General features: G+C 41.7%; 19 protein-coding genes and 1 other RNA gene. 17 read left to right on the top strand and 3 right to left on the bottom strand.

The features are described from left to right. Positions 1-70 precede the first annotated feature (70 nt). Positions 71-1,369: a phosphopyruvate hydratase gene (gene eno, locus HUS62_RS13665; protein ID WP_175079977.1), complete on the top strand. Its 1,299-nt coding sequence runs from the start codon at positions 71-73 to the stop codon at positions 1,367-1,369. A 50-nt stretch (positions 1,370-1,419) separates the two neighbouring features. Here the strand turns inward: eno and mutH are convergent, their stop codons facing one another. Beyond that, entirely contained in the window at positions 1,420-2,091 is a 672-nt protein-coding gene (gene mutH / locus HUS62_RS13660) for a DNA mismatch repair endonuclease MutH (RefSeq protein ID WP_175079976.1), read from the bottom strand. 540 nt (positions 2,092-2,631) lie between these two features. Between mutH and rppH the strand changes: the two genes are divergently transcribed. The 11 genes from rppH (at position 2,632) to HUS62_RS13605 (ending at position 12,750) form a co-directional block, all read left to right on the top strand. Then, complete coding sequence (gene rppH / locus HUS62_RS13655) at positions 2,632-3,150, top strand: RNA pyrophosphohydrolase (RefSeq protein WP_054562240.1); 519 nt, start codon at positions 2,632-2,634, stop codon at positions 3,148-3,150. A gap of 33 nt (positions 3,151-3,183) precedes the next feature. Then, on the top strand, positions 3,184-5,460 hold the full coding sequence (ptsP, locus tag HUS62_RS13650; protein ID WP_062566761.1) for a phosphoenolpyruvate--protein phosphotransferase: 2,277 nt from the start codon (positions 3,184-3,186) through the stop codon (positions 5,458-5,460). Positions 5,461-5,798: 338 nt separating this feature from the next. Continuing rightward, positions 5,799-6,608 (top strand): sulfite exporter TauE/SafE family protein, encoded by an 810-nt coding sequence (locus HUS62_RS13645; RefSeq protein ID WP_054554352.1) that lies wholly within the window; start codon positions 5,799-5,801, stop codon positions 6,606-6,608. A gap of 14 nt (positions 6,609-6,622) precedes the next feature. Next, positions 6,623-7,426, top strand: a complete 804-nt coding sequence (gene lgt / locus HUS62_RS13640) for a prolipoprotein diacylglyceryl transferase (RefSeq protein ID WP_054562237.1) — start codon at positions 6,623-6,625, stop codon at positions 7,424-7,426. Positions 7,427-7,439: 13 nt separating this feature from the next. Continuing rightward, on the top strand, positions 7,440-8,291 hold the full coding sequence (locus HUS62_RS13635; protein ID WP_175079975.1) for a thymidylate synthase: 852 nt from the start codon (positions 7,440-7,442) through the stop codon (positions 8,289-8,291). Positions 8,292-8,317: 26 nt separating this feature from the next. Next, positions 8,318-9,199, top strand: a complete 882-nt coding sequence (gene galU / locus HUS62_RS13630) for a UTP--glucose-1-phosphate uridylyltransferase GalU (protein ID WP_175079974.1) — start codon at positions 8,318-8,320, stop codon at positions 9,197-9,199. 350 nt (positions 9,200-9,549) lie between these two features. Continuing rightward, positions 9,550-10,119 carry an SPOR domain-containing protein gene (locus HUS62_RS13625; protein WP_175079973.1) on the top strand — a complete coding sequence of 190 codons (570 nt, stop codon included), beginning with the start codon at positions 9,550-9,552 and terminating at the stop codon, positions 10,117-10,119. Positions 10,120-10,259: 140 nt separating this feature from the next. After that, entirely contained in the window at positions 10,260-10,616 is a 357-nt protein-coding gene (locus HUS62_RS13620) for an SPOR domain-containing protein (RefSeq protein ID WP_175079972.1), read from the top strand. Between the two features lie 182 nt (positions 10,617-10,798). After that, positions 10,799-11,392, top strand: a complete 594-nt coding sequence (locus tag HUS62_RS13615) for a FlgO family outer membrane protein (RefSeq protein WP_058586442.1) — start codon at positions 10,799-10,801, stop codon at positions 11,390-11,392. A 14-nt stretch (positions 11,393-11,406) separates the two neighbouring features. Next, positions 11,407-12,081: a FlgO family outer membrane protein gene (locus HUS62_RS13610; RefSeq protein ID WP_058586441.1), complete on the top strand. Its 675-nt coding sequence runs from the start codon at positions 11,407-11,409 to the stop codon at positions 12,079-12,081. Positions 12,082-12,084: 3 nt separating this feature from the next. Further along, positions 12,085-12,750 carry a FlgO family outer membrane protein gene (locus tag HUS62_RS13605; protein ID WP_175079971.1) on the top strand — a complete coding sequence of 222 codons (666 nt, stop codon included), beginning with the start codon at positions 12,085-12,087 and terminating at the stop codon, positions 12,748-12,750. A 117-nt stretch (positions 12,751-12,867) separates the two neighbouring features. Here HUS62_RS13605 and ssrS read toward each other — a convergent pair. Next, positions 12,868-13,051: non-coding RNA, 6S RNA (gene ssrS, locus HUS62_RS13600), on the bottom strand. A gap of 194 nt (positions 13,052-13,245) precedes the next feature. Here ssrS and HUS62_RS13595 point away from each other — a divergent pair. From HUS62_RS13595 to nagP, 5 genes are all read left to right on the top strand, one after another. Then, on the top strand, positions 13,246-13,809 hold the full coding sequence (locus HUS62_RS13595; protein WP_175079970.1) for a UPF0149 family protein: 564 nt from the start codon (positions 13,246-13,248) through the stop codon (positions 13,807-13,809). Between the two features lie 20 nt (positions 13,810-13,829). After that, a complete protein-coding gene (gene pepP / locus HUS62_RS13590; RefSeq protein WP_058585641.1) occupies positions 13,830-15,155 on the top strand; it encodes a Xaa-Pro aminopeptidase in 1,326 nt (441 codons plus the stop codon). A gap of 8 nt (positions 15,156-15,163) precedes the next feature. Next, the gene (ubiH, locus tag HUS62_RS13585; RefSeq protein WP_175079969.1) at positions 15,164-16,345 is read left to right on the top strand and encodes a 2-octaprenyl-6-methoxyphenyl hydroxylase; all 1,182 of its coding nucleotides are present in this window, start codon (positions 15,164-15,166) and stop codon (positions 16,343-16,345) included. Continuing rightward, positions 16,342-17,508, top strand: a complete 1,167-nt coding sequence (locus tag HUS62_RS13580; protein ID WP_175079968.1) for an FAD-dependent monooxygenase — start codon at positions 16,342-16,344, stop codon at positions 17,506-17,508. Before ubiH ends, HUS62_RS13580 begins: the two co-directional genes overlap by 4 nt. A gap of 208 nt (positions 17,509-17,716) precedes the next feature. Further along, on the top strand, positions 17,717-19,021 hold the full coding sequence (nagP, locus tag HUS62_RS13575) for an N-acetylglucosamine MFS transporter NagP (RefSeq protein ID WP_269408838.1): 1,305 nt from the start codon (positions 17,717-17,719) through the stop codon (positions 19,019-19,021). 455 nt (positions 19,022-19,476) lie between these two features. Here nagP and HUS62_RS13570 read toward each other — a convergent pair whose 3' ends face one another. Beyond that, complete coding sequence (locus HUS62_RS13570) at positions 19,477-21,627, bottom strand: TonB-dependent receptor domain-containing protein (RefSeq protein WP_175079966.1); 2,151 nt, start codon at positions 21,625-21,627, stop codon at positions 19,477-19,479. Between the last annotated feature and the right edge of the window lie 675 nt (positions 21,628-22,302).

Genomic DNA, 22,302 nt, shown 5'->3' with positions numbered 1-22,302 from the left:
ATTTGTTTTAAAAAGCCAGCAGGAATAAAGCTGGCACTAACTCACCATTTTCGGGAAAAGAGGAATCAAGATGTCAGAAATCGTAAAAGTGATTGGTCGCGAAATCATGGACTCGCGTGGTAACCCAACTGTTGAAGCTGATGTACATTTAGCTGATGGTTCATGGGGCCGTGCTGCAGCACCATCTGGTGCATCAACAGGTACTCGCGAAGCGCTTGAATTACGTGATGGTGATAAAGCACGTTACCTAGGTAAAGGTGTTTTAAAAGCAGTAGGCTATATCAATAACGAAATCGCTGAAGCGCTTAAAGGCCAAAACGCAGTTGACCAAAAAGCTGTTGACCAAGTAATGCTTGACTTAGATGGTACTGAAAACAAAGAAAAACTAGGTGCTAACGCTATCTTAGCTGTGTCTTTAGCAACAGCTAAAGCGGCTGCAAACTCAAAAGGCGTTGAGCTTTATGAGCACATCGCAGACCTAAACGGCACGCCAGGTGTTTACTCAATGCCATTACCTATGATGAACATCATCAATGGTGGTGAGCACGCTGATAACTCTGTTGATATTCAAGAGTTCATGATCCAACCAGTTGGTGCTTCAAACTTCCGTGAAGCGTTACGTATGGGCGCTGAAGTTTTCCACAGCTTAGCAAAAGTACTTAAAGCTGAAGGTCACTCTACATCAGTAGGTGATGAAGGTGGTTTTGCTCCTAACCTTGAATCAAACGAAGCGGCACTTGCTGCAATCAAGGTAGCTGTTGCAAATGCAGGTTATGAGCTTGGTAAAGATATCACTCTAGCTCTAGACTGTGCGGCATCTGAGTTCTACGACAAAGAAGCGAATATCTACGACCTTAAAGGCGAAGGTAAAAAATTCACTTCTGAAGAATTCAACCACTTCCTTAAAGGCCTTACTGAGCAATACCCAATTGTTTCAATTGAAGACGGCTTAGATGAGTCTGATTGGGATGGTTTCGCACACCAAACACAACTAATTGGCGACAAAGTACAATTAGTAGGTGATGACCTTTTCGTAACTAACACGAAGATCTTAAAGCGTGGTATTGATAACGGTATTGCTAACTCAATCCTAATCAAGTTCAACCAAATCGGTTCATTAACTGAAACGCTTGCTGCTATCAAAATGGCTAAAGATGCTGGTTTCACAGCTGTTATCTCACACCGTTCAGGTGAAACTGAAGATGCGACAATTGCTGATTTAGCAGTAGGTACTGCAGCTGGTCAAATCAAAACGGGTTCATTAAGCCGTTCTGACCGTATTGCTAAGTACAACCAACTACTTCGCATTGAAGAAGTATTAGGTGAGAAAGCACCTTACAACGGTCTTAAAGAGGTTAAAGGTCAGTAATCTGGCTTAGCTTCATCAAGACTTTAAAAAACCTCCTTCGGGAGGTTTTTTTATAGCTGAAATTGTTGTTTTAGGATCTCGCCGGTGAAGCTGGTTTTTAGATAAAAGCCGCGAGGTAAAGTTTGTACTATCTGGCCATTCGGGCCAATTGCATCAGTCAGCGCTTTGCTATTGGCAGCTTTTGGCCTTATTTGCATTACATCACCTAAATGCCCAGAAATTTCATCTACGCGACCAAGGGCAATTAGCTCCATTTGTTCTTCCCAATCACGCTGTAAAAGGGCATCTTGCTCTGCACTTGGCTGCCATAAAAAGCCACTGCCTATGGTACGGTGAAAAGGTAGTATCTCGCGCTCGCCTAAAATCGGTAACCACAAAACATGATTCAACTTTTTACGAACCGTACTTTGCTGCCAAGTCATTCCGGTTACATTTAATAGCGGTGTTACCGAAACAAAGGTTGTTTCGAGAGGTTTGCCTTTAAATGAAATAGGTAGGGTTTTTAGCTCAATGCCTAACTCTTCAAAATCAGGTGTTGGTTTTGAGCCTGCTGTTGCACCAAGTACATATTCGATAAGTTGCCCGGTCCAGCCTTTTTCACGTAGTAAATCGTCAGGGGTTTTAAACTTATATTGCTCGGCTAGCTGCCCTAAGGTTAGGCCAGCAATAGCATCAACACGTTGCATTAATTCGTTTATAGAAGCGGGTTTTATTGGTCGCATAAGGCGTTTATTTGATTGTCTATTTATCCGGTTCATGATAGCAAATGCGTGCCTTAGTGGATATCTTTGTGTTTGGGTGTTTTTTGCGCACGTTAAGAGTGGGCTAAAAATAATCAGTTTTATTTTCGATGGTTTGGTTGTAACTAACTGATATTAAATTAATTTAATGTTTTTTTATGTTGTTTCTATTTCATTAATTAAACAGTTGTTTGTATAAATACAGATATATAAACATGTTTATCCACAGTTTCTGTGGAGAAAGTGGATATTTAAACTGTGGATTGTGGATTTGTTTGCAATTTAGGCATGATTTATAAAAGTTATGCACAAGCTGTGGGTAAGGTGATAAAAATACGGTTGTAAATAGTTTTTTTAATCAAACTGCACATTTTTATAATAATTACTTCGTAACATCTTGATTAAACATGTTTGTTAAAAAATAAATTTCCAATCTAATTTAGGCTTAGGTGTAAAGTGTTTGCTGTATCGCAGGTTATGTGGAACAATCAATAAAAATCGACTTACAAATGAGGCACTAAGGTGATTGATGCCGAAGGTTTTCGTGCCAATGTCGGAATTGTAATTTGCAATAATCAGGGACAAGTATTTTGGGCTCGTCGCTATGGTCAGCACTCTTGGCAATTTCCCCAAGGTGGTGTTGATGACGGCGAAACAGCAGAGCAAACCATGTACAGAGAATTACACGAAGAAGTGGGCTTGCTTCCTGAAGACGTTGAGATCGTCGCAAGTTCTAAACATTGGTTACGCTATAAATTACCCAAGCGTTTAATTCGCAGAGACTCAAGTCCTGTGTGTATTGGGCAAAAACAAAAATGGTTTTTACTGAAACTTCGTTGTAAAGATGAAGATGTAGATTTACTTAAAACTCATCACCCCGAGTTTGATGATTGGCGATGGGTGAGTTATTGGTATCCGGTTAGGCAAGTTGTTTCGTTTAAGCGCGATGTATATCGTCGAGTAATGAAAGAGTTTGCTCCGTTTGCAATGCCGTTTAATAAACGAGAGCAACACAAAGATCATTGGCGACATAAACGATAAGGGCAACCTTATTTAAATCAAAGGAGCAGCATCATGTTAGCCACGCTCAGATCAATTGCTGAGGCAGTGTCGCAACAGGCGGACTTAAATAGTGCGCTGGGGTGTTTTGTGCAAATGGTAAAAGATGCCATGCAAACACAGTGCTGCTCGATTTATTTTGCAGATTATAGCCAAGATAACTTTGTATTGATGGCCACCCAAGGCCTCAACCCAGATGCAGTGGGTAAGTTTCGTATAGGCTTTACTGAAGGTCTCGTTGGTCTTGTTGCTCAGCGTGAAGAGCCTATCAATATTGCTTTTGCTAAGTCTCACCCTCGCTTTAAACTCTCACCTGAAGTCAATGAAGAAGGCTATAACGCGTTCTTATCTGTGCCAGTCGTGCACCAGAAAAAGGTTTTAGGCGTTATTGTTGTTCAACAAAAACTAGCCCGTGTTTTTAGCCCTGACGAAGAGTCATTCTTAATTACGCTCTCGGCACAGCTAGCTTCTCAGTTAGCTCATGCAGAAATAAAAGAAATATTACGCGTTGATGAGTTTTCCCACCAAACCTCAGTACTAAAAGGGGTATCAAGTGCACCAGGTATTGCCATAGGTGAAGCCTTTGTGGTGATCCCTAAACTTGACTTCAGTTCCATTGAACTGCAAAAAGACGACGATGTGAGCACCCAGCGTAAGCTATTTACCCAAGCTGTGGCTGCGACGCGTAACGAGTTTAATACCTTATCTATGACTCTGAGCGACTCTATTCCGCAAGAGGCACTGGCGGTATTTGATGTTTATCAGCAGTTACTTGATGCAAAAAGTCTTGGTCAAAATGTTGAAGCGCAATTACAACAAGGCTGGAATGCTAAAAGCGCCCTGAAAATTGTAATTGAGAAATTGGTGACTCAATTCAATGCCATGCAAGATCCTTACATTAAAGAGCGTGCTGTTGATGTTAAAGATATTGGTTTACGGGTTTTACATCACTTAGTTAATACTGAGCATGCGGCAAAACCTTACCCTAAAGACACTATTTTAATTGCCGGTACATTAACCCCCGCAATGCTTGCTGAAGTACCTAAAGGGCACCTCGCTGGGGTTGTGAGTGTTAATGGTGCGGCAAATAGTCATGCTTCTATATTAACTCGTGCTATGGGGATCCCTGCTATTTGGGGCATTGAAGATGTGCCGTTATTGCAATTTGAAGGCAAGCAAATGATTTTAGATGCCTATGCAGGGCGTTTATATATTTCTCCTTCACAAATGCTGCAAGAGGAATACAGTCAGCTCAAATATCAAGAAGCCTTATTGAACGACCGCTTTGTAGCAGAGCAAAACCTAGATGCCATCACTAAAGATGGCGAACACATTAGCTTATTACTTAACGCGGGTCTTGAATTAAATACGGAGCATGACAATAAGCCATTTTGCGATGGGGTAGGTCTTTATCGCACCGAAGCCTGGTTTATGCAAAAAGGCCAATTTCCTTCACAGTCAGAACAAGAAAGCTGGTATCGCGAAGTGCTCACTAGTTATCACCCCAACCCTGTGGTGATGCGTACACTCGATATTGGTGGCGATAAAGTTTTAGATTACTTCAATATAACAGAAGAAAATCCATTTTTAGGTTGGCGTGGTATTCGAGTGACCTTAGATCACCCAGAGCTATTTTTAGATCAGCTCAAGGCAATGTTAAAAGCCAACATTGGGTTGGGTAATTTAAAAATCATGCTGCCGATGATCAGTGGCTCAGAAGAAGTGGACGAATCGTTAAAACTGCTCGAACAAGCCTACTTTGAGTTAAGTGAACAATATCCTGAACAAGCCATTGAGCGCCCTGAAATCGGCGTGATGTTAGAAGTACCTTCGAGTGTATTTATGCTTGAAGAGTGGTCGCAAAAGGTCGATTTTTGCTCTGTAGGTAGCAACGATTTAACCCAGTATATGCTGGCAGTTGATCGCTCTAATGCCCGTGTTGCTGAGCTATTTAATCCTTATCACCCAAGTGTACTTAGAGTGCTGTTAAAAATAGCACAAGAGTGTCAGCAACATGAGTTGCCATTTAGTTTGTGTGGTGAGTTAGGGGGCGACCCAGAAGGAGCGTTACTGCTTATTGCGATGGGGTATCGAAGCTTGAGCATGAACTACGCTTCGATTAGTAAAATTAAGTTTGTGCTTAGACGATTAAATGTCAGTGATATGGAAAAGTTACTTGCAGAGTGTTTATTACAACCCACTGCAAAACATGTACTTAGGTTAACGCGTAACTTTATGATCGAACATCAACTCGGTGAGCTATTTTACACCCCAAGCCAAGGTCAATCATGAGGGGAAATTGTGCTGTGAAGCACTTATACCCAAGCCACCTCAAGATGTAGAATTCAGCGTTTCACAGGTGCTTAATATCAAGGCGTTACTTTGCAACAATGGCAGTCCCTTTTAAGAAGTAACAACGATGAGAGTAAGTGCCTGTGAAACGCCCAAAGGGTTGGTTTAAAAGCGATTTATACTGCGTTATTGATTTTAACAATAGAACCACTATTACTTGCAATCAATGCCTTGCCTAAATCGCTTTTAATTCCAACTGAAACTCGCATCTTGAGGTGGTTTGGGTATATATATTAGTTTAGTATATGTATATAACAAATTGAATATATGAGTGTGCTATGCATGACGTAATACTTTTAATGGTGTACTGCGCAATTTTGGGCAGCGTGGTTGGATTTTTAGCAGGATTATTAGGTATTGGTGGCGGTCTTATAATCGTGCCAGTACTTAGTGCGTTATTAGTGTCGTTTAATGTTGCTGACCCAAGCCATGTATTAGTTATCGCGATAGCAACCTCGTTAGCATCCATTATTTTTACTTCGACGTCTTCAGCCTTTGCTCATCATCGTAATGCTAACGTGCCTTGGGAGATTGCTCCTTGGGTTATGACTGGCGTTGGCCTTGGCGCATTGATCAGTGGCTTTGCAGCAAGCTTTATCCCAGAGCAGCTACTGCGCTTTGTTTTTGCCGGTAGCGTGGTGTTTATCGCACTTAGAATGGTGTTATCGACACGTAAAAAAGCCGCCAGTGAAAAGCCGCTTCCATCAGGGCCTATTCTTGGCTTTTTATGTGCCATAATGGGGGCGCTGTCAGGGCTAATTGGTATTGGTGGTGGGGCGCTTATTGTGCCGCTACTGCATTATTTTTCCGTTGATATTAAAAAGGCCATTGGTTGTGCTGCTGCATGTGGTATTGTCATTGCGCTGTTCGGCTCAGTGGGTTACGTATCTGCTGGGTGGCAATTAACATCTTTCAGTGATGGATTTGCCGGATTTGTGTATTTACCTGCGTTAGTCGGGATTGTGGTTACCTCGTCGCTCATTGCGCCAATAGGTGCCAAGGCCACGCATTACTTGCCTGTGGCAACAATAAAAAAAGTATTCGCGCTATTACTTGTCATAATTGCGCTTAAAATGGTGTTTAGTTAAAGGTTTTTATTTTTATGGCTCTTCAATTTCCAGATATCGATCCGGTTATTTTTTCGGTAGGCCCGCTCAGCGTACGTTGGTACGGTTTAATGTATTTAATTGGTTTTGCTTTGGCGATGTGGCTTGCTAATCGTCAAGCAGAAAAACCAAACTCAGGTTGGACAAAAGAACAAGTTAGTGACTTATTATTTTACGGCATGCTCGGGGTAATACTCGGTGGTCGTATTGGTTATGTATTGTTTTATCAGTTTAGCTACTTTATTGAAAACCCATTGTACTTATTCAGAATTGACCAAGGTGGCATGTCGTTCCATGGCGGTACGCTAGGTGTGATTACAGCCATTGCTATTTTTGCCTGGACACGTAAAAAATCACTATTTGAAGTGGGCGATTTTGTGGTGCCACTGGTGCCGCTCGGTTTGTTAGCAGGGCGTATTGGTAACTTTATTAATGGCGAGTTATGGGGCCGAGTGACTGATGTACCTTGGGCGTTTATTTTCCCATCAGGTGGCCCAGAGCCTCGTCATCCATCACAATTATACGAAGCCTTTTTAGAAGGTTTGGTGCTGTTCTTGATCTTACAATGGTTTATCAAAAAGCCTCGTCCAGCGGGTAGTGTTGCTGGGGTGTTCTTACTTGGCTATGGCGTGTTTAGATTTATTGTTGAATATTTCCGTGAGCCAGATGCTCATTTAGGTTTATTCGCAGGCTTTATCTCGATGGGGCAAATACTGTCATTGCCGATGGTAATTGGTGGCCTTGGTTTGTTAATATGGGCCTATAAAAAGCCGCAACACAGCGTGGCAAGTAAAGCATAACAAGAGCAAATTAATGAAACAGTATTTAGATTTATGTCAGCGCATTGTTGACGAAGGTGTGTGGGTTGAGAACAAGCGCACAGGGACCAAATGTTTAACCGTAATTAATGCCGATCTTGAATATGATGTGGCAAATAATAAGTTTCCGCTAATTACAACGCGCAAGAGCTTTTATAAAGCGGCGATAGCGGAGTTACTGGGTTATTTACGTGGTTACGACAGCGCTGCACAGTTTCGTGATATCGGCTGTATGACTTGGAATGCTAACGCAAACGAAAACAAAGCTTGGCTAGAAAACCCACATCGTCGTGGTGAAGATGATATGGGTCGAGTGTATGGTGTGCAAGGCCGCAGTTGGCAACGTCCGGATGGCAGCCACCTTGATCAACTTAAAAAAGTTATCGATAACTTATCAAAAGGGATTGATGATCGCGGTGAAATCGTCACTTTTTATAACCCAGGTGAGTTTGAGTTAGGCTGTTTACGCCCTTGTATGCACACGCACACCTTTTCTTTGTTGGGCGATACTCTATACTTAACATCATACCAACGTAGCTGCGATGTGCCGCTGGGTTTGAACTTTAATCAAATTCAATGTTTTGTGTTACTTGCTATAGTTGCACAAATCACCGGCCACAAACCGGGTAAGGCGTATCATAAAATAGCGAATGCGCATATTTATGAAAACCAACTTGAGTTGATGCGTGATGTGCAGCTTAAGCGTGAGCCTTTCGCGTCGCCAGAATTAAAAATAAACCCAAATATTAAATCACTAGAAGACATTGAAACCTGGGTTACAAAAGACGATTTTGAAGTAGTAGGTTATCAGTGTCACGATGCAATTAAGTATCCGTTTTCAGTGTAAGAACAATAAAATTTAAGGAGAAATCAATGAAAGCAGTGATCCCAGTTGCTGGTCTTGGCACGCGTATGTTACCTGCAACAAAAGCAATTCCTAAAGAAATGCTTCCTATTGTTGACCGCCCGTTGATTCAGTACGTTGTAAATGAAGCAATTTCAGCAGGAATTAAAGAAATTGTTTTAGTAACGCATTCAAGTAAAAACTCAATTGAAAACCACTTTGATACCAGTTTTGAGTTAGAAGCTACGCTTGAAAAACGTGTTAAGCGCCAATTACTTGCAGAAGTACAATCAATCTGCCCGAAAGATGTCACGATTATTCAAGTTCGTCAGGGTGAAGCGAAAGGTCTTGGCCATGCTATTAACTGTGCAGCGCCAATTATAGGCAATGAACCGTTTGTTGTTATCTTACCGGATGTGATCATCGATGATGTAGCAAGCGACCTTAAAAAAGATAACTTAGCTGAAATGATCCAGCGTTTTGAAAGTACGGGTGAAAGCCAAATTATGGTTGAGCCTGTGCCTCAAAACGAAGTAGACAAGTTCGGTGTTGTCGACTTAGGTGATGTAAAAATCAATCAGGGTGAAAGTGCAGCTATTCTGAATATGGTTGAAAAGCCTCCAGTTGATCAAGCACCATCAAATCTTGCCGTTGTGGGTCGTTATGTATTGAGCAAAAATATTTGGCCATTACTAGCAAAAACCCCAGCTGGTGCAGGCGATGAAATCCAATTAACAGATGCCATTGCTATGCTAATGGAAAAAGAAATTGTTGATGCTTACTCAATGAAGGGTAAAAGCCATGACTGCGGTAGCAAAATTGGTTATTTAAAAGCCATTGTTGAATTTGCACTGCGTCGTGATGAATTCAAAGGTGAGCTAACAGACTTCATTAAGTCGCTGGTTAAATAAGTAATGCAAACCATCTAGTTAAAAATTATGTAAAAAAAGTGCCTATATGGCACTTTTTTGTTATTTACATGTTCCCCCCAATTGTCGATTATTATCCAATAAAGGATTTTTCTGATATACCTTTGTCTTAACACATTGTTACTATTGAATGTAAATTAATTGTTTCGTGTGTAGTTGTTCTTCCAATAAATAACTAAAACAAATGGTTACCGTCGAAACGTTAATACGTTAGTGATTACGTTTTATATCTCAAATTATCTTTTTAAGTGTTGATGTACAGGTAAGTACTAACAGTATGTTCTTCTTTGGATGAGAAGTTGTTTTTAATGGTACTTTAAAGAATCCTGATTATGAAATGTTGCTCAAAGCTTTTACGTTACAGTTTATACCTCGTGGTGTTACTAGCTGTATCCGGTTGCAGTCATAATTCATTGTCTTATATCTTTGAAAATAAAACTCTAAACTTAGATTTTTCCTCTCTTTTAAGTAAAGCGTTCAGTCAGCCAAGTACTTATCATGTGCAAATACAAGCGAGCCCTGACAGAGTAACCACAAACTATAAATCAGTTGGAAATATTCAGCAGACCCCAGATAAAGAACTTAGCTCTGTGTCAGAGTCATCGACAAATACTGAGCTTTCTGATCATAGTTATAGTTTTGCTTTACAGCTTATATCTGTTGAATCTGAAGAAGGTCTTGCTTATTCATTTAAAAAAATGGTTAGGCGTGCTCCAAGTATCTTTCAAGGTAAACCGATACTCAATGTTGAAGTCGCACAGGTAAATGAGCATACTTATTATCGTCTTAAGTTTGGCCGTTATAAGTATTTAAAAAATGCGAAAGCCGATTGTGAGGCGATTAAGCGCCAAGGCATTGATTGCTGGGTTGGTAATTACACTGACAACCGAGTATATTTTTAGTGTAAAATTTCGCTCTACAGCTGGCATTTTTATTGCTGAATTTAAGTCTATTTTTTAGAGTCGACGTCATCATGCACTTTTCTACTTTCTCCAAATACCTTTTGATAATCATATGCCTCACTGCTCTACCAGCATGCATGATGAGCCAAGAACAAAGTCAGCCAGTATATAATGAGCAGTTAGTGCAACAATCATCAATGCAGTCACAAAGTTCAGCTGTTGAAGTACATAAAGCTGAAGAGCCTGGAGTGCAATTAGGTTTATATCTAACACCTAATAAAGTAGCTCACCGTGTATTAGAGCTAAAGCGTGACTATCCTGATATCTTGCATGGTCTAGATTTTCGCTTTAAACAACGTGATCAAAAAGGCGTAACCTTGTATGGTTTAAGAGCTGGCCCATTTGCAAATTACACTCAAGCCACTGCATTTTGTGAGATAGTAAAAAAAGTAGGGCAAACTTGTGTTACAGCCCATTTTGTTGGGCAGATGCTATAGCATTTGAACTAAATAACAATCAGCAGCAGTTAGAGATTAAAAGAGGCCTTAAAGCAAAAAGACTAGCTCATAGCATATATCAGAGCCTCTTGTTTCACGATTATCTTGGTATATCCCGTTTATAATAATACTTAGGCATAATTATTGCTTTGTACTTACTAAGTTTAGTGAGGATGGCAATTATGCGCCTGTTATTTTATTCAGTTTTTTTAGTGTTGGTGGGTTGTAGCTTAACTGAAGAGCCACAAAAAGCGCCCCCTAGAGAAACCCCAAAATCGCCGATGGCACCTTATACGGTGCATCAATACGTTGCTGATCTAAGTAGTCAGCTGAGCCGTATTCAAGGCCCTTACAAAGGCAATGCACGTATTGCTGTGACCAGTTTCTATATGGCTGATGGCTTAGGTACTGATTTAGCAGAAGATCAGGGCAGTGGCTTGAGTCAGCAAATTCAAGAAAGTTTATTAACGCAATTTACTCAGCTTGGTTTTCATACCATAGAGTATCGATTAGAAAAGACTTTAAATTTGCAGCAATCGGCCGATAGTGTTCTTAGTCGTGATGTAAATACCTTGCGTCAACGTCAGAATATTGACTTTGTTATTACCGGCACACTGACGCGGCAACAACATGCCTACATAGTTAACGCCCGATTGGTAAATACCAAAGATCTGCGAATAGTATCAGCAGCAAGCACCGAGATCCCTATCAATGTGATGTGGGGCGCTGAAAAAGTTCAGCAACGTGATGGCCAGTTGTATCGAAGCGAATATTAAGAGGAACTCATTTAATGAAACGTTTAATTTTAACTTTATGTTTGCCTTTTGGCTTTGGTTGCTCATCAATGTTAACTGGTGATGTAACACAACACGATAATGATCCTCAGTTAGCTGCGCAAAGAGAAGTCGCCGCGCCACATAGTAACGACAGTGTGTTTCAAACCAATCAGGCGGTGATGAATAACAGCACCTTTACAGCAGCACCAACGCGTAAAAATATTAATCACTATGTGCGTGGCATCATGCAGGATCTTGTTGAAAACTTGCAATATGTTAGCGATAGCACGCCGGTTGCTGTTTCAAGCTTTATATACCTTGATGCAGATTACAACTCAACGAATTTGCTAGGTAATCAAATTGCCGAAAGTTTCATTCATGAGCTTCACGCATTTGGTGTACCTGTCATTGATTTTAAAACCACTGATTATATGCGTGTCACGCCAACTGGTGACTATGTTTTCAGTCGTGACTATTTAGAGCTAAGCCAAGATCAAAACTTCAATTATGTATTGGCAGGTACTTTGGTTAATCATCAAAGTGGTGTGCTCGTTAATGCCCGAATTGTTGGTTTAGCAAGCAAAGCAGTTGTAGGTTCAGCGCAAGGTTTTATCCCGCAATCAGTGGTTGATGCCCTTGATAGTACCAACCGCAGTGATGGTATTACACTAAAACAAGCAAGTGAGTAAGCTATGAAAGGTTTTATTTTAGCATCGTTAACGCTCGCACTATCTGGCTGCCAATTGCTGCCAGAGCAATCAGCAGAGCCGCAAAATACAGCTCAAAATGCACCTGCATCAGCGAGTACTCAAGTCGATTACGTTGCTATGCTGCAAGCGCTTGAGCAAAAAGATATGCAGCAGGATAACGCTAACCATCGTTTATTTGTGCCTTATCAACATCACAAGACAATTGTTAATTATGTCGAGCAAATGGCGCTTGATTTAGTGGATACCATGCAACAAGAAAGCGAGCTAGGAATAGCCATTACTAGCTTTGTTAATTTAGATGCGAGCCTAAAAAATAGCTCTCAACTTGGTAATCAGCTATCGGAAACAATGATGCACCAGCTGCAAAAATTTGGCTTTGGCGTTGTTGATTTTAAAGCGATGGATATCATTAGTGTGACCTCACGTGGTGATTTTGTGATGTCGCGTGATGTAGAAGAGTTAGCCGAGCGTCGCATTGCCAGCCATGTACTCACTGGCACGCTTATATATCGCCCTAATGGTGTAGAAGTGAATGCTCGAGTAATTAATTTAAACTCAAAGCTGGTTATTGCCAGCGCACAAAAAGTGATTCCTTATTTTGTGCTAAAGAATGAGTCAATCAAATCAGCAACTGCTAGTGTTAACTAACAGTAGTACTAAACAAATCGACTTACTATCAAGTCGAGGGTTATTCTCTTGATAACCAAAGTTTTAGCCCGTTATAATTTTCTGTAAGCTGCAATGCTGCCTGATAAATAAAAAAGGGTGTTCCCCAAGTATGCGGTGCCCGGTGTCAGTCCTGAAACCTTGAGGTTTCAGGGCGGGGATCTGCGGTTTACCGTAGGCTTCTCGGTACATGCCGAGCTTGCACAATAGTAGACGAACAGAAACCCTAACATAAAATTTATCGGCTCAGGGACTTAACCAAGCTCCTGCACCCTAGGGAACACCTTCAGTATATAAGACAAGTTTCAATCCTTAAACCATAGAAGTAAAAAAAGCGGATCGTTCGGGTAGTTTTTCCCCACCTTTAACTGCTTATTTACTTTTCAGATTGCTTTTTGACCTCAATCATACAATTAATTGGAGTTGCGATTTATCGAGTGGTAGCATGGCGTTACTTAGCCGAACAAAGAAAAAGTTATGAGCACGTTACCTGATTACCAACAAGCCCAATTGTTATTAGAAAAGAATGAAATTTTTGTCGCACCAGCTGAAGCCCATGGTGTGATCAGTGGTTTATTAGCCTGTGGCATCAATATCGAAGCCGACGAATACTTAGGTTTATTAAGCGATGTATTCAATGATGGCTTAGCCTTTAATAAAGATTTAAAAGCATTTTTTGCTGACGTGTATTCTCAGGTTGTTGCCAGCTTTAGCGATGAAGAATTTCAATTTGACCTATTTTTACCAAGCGACGACGAAACACTGATCGATTTAGCCAATGGCTTAGTATCTTGGGTATCGGGTTTTATGCTTGGTTTTGGTTTAAAACAAAAAGATTACGGCAAGTTATCTGCTGATGTGAAAGAAGTGATCAGCGATTTTAGTGAAATTACCCGCCTAGACACCATGTTTGAAGAGACCGAAGAAGACAACCAAGCACTGCACGAAGTGATTGAGTATGTGCGTGTTTCTGCTCTGTTATGTTTTGCTGAGCTAGGTAAAGAACCTACAGATAAAAACTCTAAGAAGACCCTTCACTAATCAAATTACAGAGGTTTAGCATGTCGTCTATTGCAATCGATAAAGCTGAATTTAAAGCCCGCCGCGAGCGCTTGCTTGCGATGATGGATAAAAATAGCGTGGCTATTATTCCTGCGGCAGGAGAAGTAACACGTAGCCGTGATACTGAATATGCATTTCGTCAAGACAGTGATTTTTTCTACCTAACAGGGTTTAACGAACCAGATGCAGTTTTAGTGCTTTGCCCGTCAAGCGATACACCAAGTACGCTTATTTGCCGCAACAAAGACAAACTAGCTGAAATTTGGCATGGCCGAAGAATTGGCTTCGAAAAAGCTAAATCTGAGTACTTATTCGACGCAACTTGCCCACTTAGTGAACTAGATGAACAATTATTAGATTTGGTGAACGGCCAGCAGATTTTATTTTATGCTCAAGGCACTTACGCAAATTTCGATGCAAAGGTTTGGGACTTATTAAACACACTTCGCGGCGCACCTAAAAAGGGCTATAAAGCACCGCATACCATTAAAGATATTCGTGGTTTAGTGCATGAAATGCGGTTGTTTAAATCTGACGCAGAATTAAACATTATGCGCACAGCTTGCGAAATTAGTGCGCAAGGCCATATTCGCGCTATGCAGTTTGCCAAACCTGGCGCAACTGAATACCAATTAGAGGCAGAGCTTCACCACCATTATGCAATGAATGGTGCCCGTCATCCTGCTTATGGCACGATTGTCGGCAGTGGCGACAACGCCAACATTTTACACTACACACAAAATGACGCTGAGCTAAAAGATGGCGATTTAGTGTTAATTGATTCTGGCTGTGAACTTGAAGGTTATGCGGCAGATATCACACGTACTTTCCCAATCAATGGCAAGTTTAGCGAACCACAAGCGGCGCTTTACAACATTGTATTAGCAGCTCAAGAAGCAGCATTCAGCCAAGTAAAGCCGGGCGGTAGTTTATCGAAAGCGAATGAACTGGCCTCAACGGTATTAACGCAAGGGCTTATTGATTTAGGCATTTTAACTGGTGAGCTTGATGAACTAATGGCAAACCAAGCCTGCAAAGCATTTTACATGCATGGCCTTGGTCACTGGCTAGGGTTAGACGTACACGATGTTGGCGAATATAAGCTTGATGAAAAAGAGCGCGTATTTGAGCCGGGCATGGTGCTCACAATCGAACCGGGTTTATATATTAGCGAAGATGCAAAAGCACCAGAGCAATATAAAGGCATCGGTATTCGTATCGAAGATAACTTACTTGTCACTCAAGATGGCCATGAAAACCTGACCATTTCGGTTCCTAAAACCGTTAGTGACATTGAAGCAGTGATGCAAGCAAACAAAGGCTAGGAGCAAGCGTGGCAAAGCAGTTTGATGTTGTCATTATCGGCGGTGGAATGGCGGGTGCAAGTTGTGCCCTAGGCCTAAAACAGAGCAATAAGCAGTTATCAATCGCTGTAATTGAAGCAAATGAAGTAAGCGCAGACTATCACCCAAGCTTTGATGATAGAAGCATTGCGCTGGCTCAGCAGTCTGTTCAGTACTTAAAATCAATCAATGCGTTTGATTGCCAAGCGCCATTTGCAGCAGCGATTAAAAAAGTAACTGTATCTGACCGTGGCCATTTTGGTAAAACACATATTGATTGCCAAGAATATGGTCATGATGCCCTTGGTTATGTGGTCGAAGTGAACCCATTTGGGCGCAGCCTTCATCAGCAACTTACGCGTACTGATGTTAGTTTGTTTTGCCCTGATAAGGTTGCCAAGCTTGAATACCAAAGCGACTTTGCCAATATCACGCTAAGCTCGGGCGAGCAGTTAAGCGCGAAGCTTGTGGTGATTGCCGATGGTGCTCATTCGCAAAGCCGTAAACTGGCTAATATTGAGTTTAATACTCGCGCTTATCAGCAAGCGGCGATTATTGCTAACATCGAAGTGGCTGGTGGTCATCATAATCATGCCTTTGAGCGTTTTACTGAGCACGGCCCAATGGCACTGTTGCCAATGAGTAATAACCGATACTCACTGGTGTGGTGTATGGAGCCTGAGCAAATTGAGCACACTATGGCGCTTGAAGACGATGCCTTTTTGGCTGAGTTGCAAAAAGCATTTGGTTACTGCGGCGGCGCATTTAGCAAAGTGGGTATGCGTGCAAGTTATCCGCTTGTGTACGGTAAAGCAGAATCACTGAGCAGCCACCGTACGGTATTAATTGGTAATGCAGGGCATGCTATTCACCCAATTGCAGGGCAGGGCTTTAATTTAGGCCTGCGTGATGTGCAACTACTGTGTGATATGGCAAATAGAGACGACGTTGGTGATTACGCCTTTACCCGTTATTACAGCCAAACTCGCAGTAAAGATATTACGACCGTGATGACACTCACAGACAGCCTAGTGCGTTTGTTCTCTAACTCATCACGATTGCTCGCGCTGGGTCGCAGCATAGGCCTTTTCTCAATGGATTTATTCTCCTCGTTAAAAACCCCGCTGGCAAAACAGCTTATGGGTCAGGTTAAGCAAGGTAAACGGATATGAAACAAGCACAAGTATGTATTGTCGGTGGTGGCTGTGTTGGTCTTACGCTAGCACTAGGTTTAGCAAAAGCAGATATCAGCGTTGTGGTGATTGACGCGAGTAAAAATCAAACCTTACCAGGTGATGATTACGCACTTCGCGTGAGCGCATTAAGCTTAGCTAGTCAGGGCTTATTCGAGTCTTTAAATGTATGGCCAGAGATCATTAAACAACGTGCTACACCGTATACCTCGATGGATGTACGTGATCAAGACAGCTTTGGTAAGATTCATTTTGATCATAACGATCTCGACTTACCGCAGCTCGGTCATATCGTCGAAAACGACATTATTCGCTACGCTTTAATTAGCGAACTTGAAAAGCAAAGTAATGCTACTTTACTGTTCGAAACCCGCTATCAGCAAATTCATCAAACCGACTCTGATGTGTTTATTACTCTTGAAAGCGGCGAGCCTGTGATTGCTAAACTATTAGTGGCGGCAGATGGGGCTAACTCGGCTATTCGCAAGCAGTTCAACATGCCAATTACCTTCAAAGATTATGACCATCACGCTATTGTTGCCACGGTTAAAACCGCTGATGAGCATAACAACACAGCACGCCAAGTGTTTTTGCCAACCGGGCCGCTGGCGTTTTTACCCTTGCCAGATAAACATACGCACTCAATTGTTTGGTCAACAAGCCCAGAGCATTGCGACACACTTTTAGCGCTTGATGATAACAACTTTAATAAAGCGGTTATGGCAGCCCTTGATGGCCAATGTGGTTTATGTGAAGTGCAAAGTGAGCGCATGGCGTTTCCACTTAAGATGCGTTATGCCCAGCAGTGGGTGTCGGGCAAAGTAGTATTAATGGGCGATGCAGCGCATACCATTCATCCATTAGCTGGTTTAGGTATGAACCTTGGCCTAAAAGACGCCGCTTATTTAATTGAGCTATTAAGTAATGAGCAAGGCGAGTTTGCAAGTGCACGCACGCTGCGTGATTATGAACGTACTCGTAAGCTTGATGCACAAAAACATATTGCCATGATGCAAGGCTTAAAAGAGCTATTTGCAGGCGCTAACCCACTGAAAAAGCTTGTACGTGGTGTTGGTTTAAGCCTTGTAGACAACCTTGGTCCAATTAAACATTTGTTCGCAAAAGAAGCTATCGGTAAATAACACCTAACTAGTTGTTACTATTTAGTTTAAGCCGCAGCTAAGCAATTAGCTGCGGCTTTTTTGCACTTACATGAATGTAAAATGATAGCGCTGTCATTTTTGTTAGTGTATGATTAAATTTTTGTGATTGGTATGGAAATTAAACAGCTTTGTTGAGTTGTATACTAGATTCCAACCAAATAAAAATAATCAAACTAAGAGAACAATTATGGAAGCAACGGTTGAGTGTGACAACAACACAAAACAAAGCATCTGGCTGCCAATGGTATTGGCCGGCTCAATGTTTTTTATCTTAGGGTGTATAACGTGGCTTAATGGTGCAATTACACCATTTTTGCAGCAAATGCTTGAGCTTTCGCCGTTACAAGCTTCGTTTATCATCTCTTCTTTTTATATTGCGGTAACAGTTGCCGGTATCCCATCGGCTATGCTGATAAAGCGCGTTGGTTATAAGAATGGTATGGCAATTGGCTGTGCGATTATGGCTTTATCGGCGCTGATGTATATTCCTGCTGCGAAACTGCAAATGATCGAAATTTTCCTATTCGCACAGTTAATGATAGGTGTTGGGCAAACCGTGCTACAAACCGCTGTTAACCCATATGTGGTGAAAATGGGCTCTGAAAAATCAGCCGCTGTGCGCGTGTGTATCATGGGCTTATTAAACAAATTTGCGGGTGTAATCGTGCCTGTTATTTTTGCCGCTGTAGTTGTAAGCGGTGTTGTTGATGGCGCAGGTAAATTATCGCAAGAACAAAAAGACATTATGGCAAATAGCCTTATCATGCCTTATGTGTTGATTGCCGCTTTAATTATGTTATTTGCAGCATTTGCGAAATTCGCACCATTACCTGATTTAGTATTTGATGAAGATGAAACATCAAACGGCAAAGGTGAAATTAAAGAAACCCTAGCACACCCTCACTTAGTTTTAGGTGTAGTGGGGATTGCGCTATATGTTGCTGTTGAAGTTATTGCAGCAGATACCATTGGCTCGTACGCTTTACAAATTGGCGTTGCTGATTACTCAGTTATGACCTCTTACACCATGGCGTGTATGTTGATTGGTTACGCGATAGGTATTTTGACTATTCCACGCTTTATGAGCCAACAAACAGCGTTATTAATGTCGGGTATTGCCGGTATTATTACCGTGTTGTTAGTGGTGCTTGGCAGTAATGACTCGTTCATTATTTCAAACCTATTATTAGTGCCATTTGGTGGCCCACAATTACCAGACCCATTGTTATGCATTGCGTTATTAGGCTTTGCTAATGCCATGGTTTGGCCTGCAATTTGGCCACTGGCTTTAGCTGGCTTAGGTCGCTTAACAGGCACTGCATCAGGCTTATTGATCATGGGTATTGCTGGTGGTGCACTCGGCCCATTATTAATCGGTTTAGGAAACGTAGCAGGCCTAGGCGCACAAGGCGCTTATGTTGTTATGATCCCAAGTTATGTATTCATTTTATTCTATGCCTTAAAAGGCCATAAGATGAGAAGCTGGAAATAACCCAGTAGATTATTTTCAAGTTAGGCAAAGCCGCGGTACGCCCATCACCGCGGCTTTTTTGATCTTAAACTAAAGCTAACAGCTTTCAGCCGTCAGCTATCAGATTCAAAGTTAGCGAGTTACAAGGGTATAGAGTAAAGGGGAAAGTTTGCGAGATGCGAGTTGTAGGAGGATTTTAACGTCGAATTCGTAGCAGCGGGTTTACCCCGCGTAATTTACTGTTTTTTCTGTGGTTCACTATTTTTTTGCACAAAGAGAGGACAATGAGAAAAGAATGAGAAAGACCATAAAGCTATGTAGTTTTTCCTCTAAAGCGCAGCGCCTCTTATCCTCTTTGTGAGCATCCATTGAATTACGCGATATTAAATCGCGGCTACTATCTTGCTAACTCACACCCACAAAAAAGCCGTGGGATTATCATCACACGGCTTTTGATATTTCGCTAAGTCGTTTTATTAGAACGAGTAGCTGTAACCTAGTTGTAGGGTACGTGGTTTACCTGGTTGAATACCACCATTTGCACGGTTTGCAACGTAGGTTTTGTCAAACAGGTTGTCTACTGTTAGGTATACTCTTTGTTTGTCGTCGATTAGGTATTTAGCCGCTAAATCCCATACAACGCGGCTGTCGATTGCATTGCGACCTGAGCTAGTTAAGTCTGCGTGTGCATCAGACACATAACGCATTTGCGTATCGAATACGAAGCTTGAGAACTCAGCACCCACTGAAAGCGCTAATTGGTTTTCAGGCACGTATGGCATTGCATCGCCTTTTTCTACGCTACCCCAAAGATCTGATTCAAACGCGTTGTCGAACTCAGAATCCGTGTAAGTGTAAGTTAAGCGAACTGGGAACGAAGCTGCATTAGTAGCAAATACTTTACCTGCGCTTAGCTCAAAACCAGACACAGATACTTCACCGTAGTTGTATTGGTCGCCAATGTTGTCATCGCTACAACCTACAGCCGCAGTACAGTTACCGTGCATGTTTGTGTAGTCAGAGTTAAAGTAAATTACTTCACCTTGAATACCCGCGTAATCGTAACGACCACCTAGCTCAATGTTAACACTCTCTTCTTCTTCTTGATCCGCATTACCTGGGGCTGCTGGTGCGTAACCTTTTTGAATACCAGCAAGAAGCGTTAGGTTATCGCTTACAGTGTAAGTCGCACCTAGTGATGGTACTAAGATCTCAGTGTCGTTGCTGATATCTTTTGTTAAGCCATTTTCACGGTTAGGATCAGACTTAGCCCATTCAACACGTTTGATTGTGATGTCTTCGTAGCGAAGACCTGCGCTAATAACTAATGCATCAAGTGACCACTCATCTTGAATGAATAGGGTAGTCGCTTCTGCGCTATCTAAACGGTTGCTGTTTGAACCTGGAACACCTTTTTCTGTAAGCGTCATTGATAGGTCTTGGTTAAGCGTGTACTTGTCTTCCCATTGGAAACGATCCATTTCATCTTCGTGGTAACGTGCACCAACAGTGATGTAGTGGTTGCCCGCTGGGATATGGAATTCAGTTTGTAAGCCTTTCGCTTGGTAATCACGGTTATTCGCTTTTACGCCAACACCTTCAATACCTTCGCTCGTTGGGTTTGCTTCAAACTCGCTGTATTGCTCAAGGTAGCTGCTGCTTACTTTGCTTGCTTTGTACCAGTTACGGTGGAAATCGTTTAGGTAAGCTGTAGCAAGTAGCTCGTAACCTTTACCAAAGCGGTATGCATAGTTGATTTGGTATGCATTGTGTTGTGTGTTCATTTCATCGTTTTGCGATGCAGCATAACGACGGTAAGGGTTTGCTTGGTAATCAGCGTCAGTTAAGCCCATGTAAGTTTCGTCAGAGCGCTCGTCTGAGTACTTTAATTTCATTTCTAGGCTGTGTGCTTCGTTATCACCAAAGTCAAAGCCAAACTTTAATAAGAAATCATTCTTTTCAAAGCCTGTGTTGTCGCTACCTACAGGTAAATCTTTAAAGCCATCTGCACCGTAAGTAAATACTTCTACAAGGCCCGCAGCATTGTTTTTCTTTTTACCGAAGTAAGCATGACCTTTGTAGAAACCATCGCTACCAAGCTCGGCGTTAAGTAAACCTTTAGACCCTTCAGTTGGTAAGCTACGAGAAACTAAGTTTAAAACACCGCCTGTTGTACGCGGGCCATACTTTACAGAAGCTGCACCTTTAAGTACTTCGATAGACTCCATACGACCCATAGTAGGGAAGTAGTAAGCAGAAGGCGCTGAGTAAGGTGCTGGTGCTACAAGTACACCATCTTCCATTACTGAGATTTTGTCGTTACGACCTGTACCCGTACCACGCATACCTATGTTAGGGCGAAGGCCGTAGCCGTCTTCTTCTTGTACATATACACCCGGTACAGCACTTAAAACACGTGAGATATCAGTATATTCAAACTTTTCTAGTTCTTGCTCATCAATAAAAGTAGCAGAGCCAGGAATATCGTTAATTGCAGATGCAGAGCCAATTACAGTGATTTGCTCGAAGTTCTTCTCTTCTTTAGTTACATCTTTTGCAAAAGCATTAGCGCTTAAAGATAAAGCGACCGCAGTCGAAAGCGTAGAAACAATAAACTTAGGTGTCATTGTGTGTCCTGTATATGTTTAGATTTTTTTAACCGGCGCAATTAAAACATGTAAAATAATGCGAATCAATCCTATTTGTAATAAAACAAGTATGAACTGTAAGTTTTTGAAATAAATCAAATATAATGAATATAGTAGTATTGTAATACTAGTCAGGGGTTTTGAGTGGTATTAAGTAAAACTTAACAGGTCGGAGCCATCAGCTCGTAGGTTGGGTAGCGAAGCGAAACCCAACGTTTGGAGCCATCAGCTATCAGATTGAAAGTTAGCAAGTTAGAAAGAGTAAAGGGGAAAGAAGCTTTAAGCTATAAGTCAGATCAGCCTGCACGCAGTCTCAGTGAAATGCATACCTGTAGGCGTGAAATTTATTTCGCGCGATGCTTATCTAAACCACAGAAGCAAGATGTAGGTCGGGCTTTAGCCCGTCAATTTTAACTATTATGTGTCGCCATAAATGACGACTTACAGTGCTTGATTCATTAACTCGTAGGTTGGGAAGAGCGGAGCGAAACCCAACGTTTCACTTTTTTTTGCACAAAGAGAAAACAATGAGAAGTGAATGAGTAACCCAATAAAACTAATAATTACTTTCCTCTAAAGATAATTGGACTCCCCCAACCACCGAAGGTTGGACTAACATTTAAGTTAGCAGACCAAAATGTTATGGGAGTCCAT

This window comes from Pseudoalteromonas sp. 0303 (genome assembly GCF_013349995.1).
In the GTDB taxonomy this organism is placed as follows: Bacteria; Pseudomonadota; Gammaproteobacteria; order Enterobacterales; family Alteromonadaceae; genus Pseudoalteromonas.
Note: the sequence above shows the minus strand (reverse complement) of the source record. Positions and strands in the feature narration are given on the sequence as shown.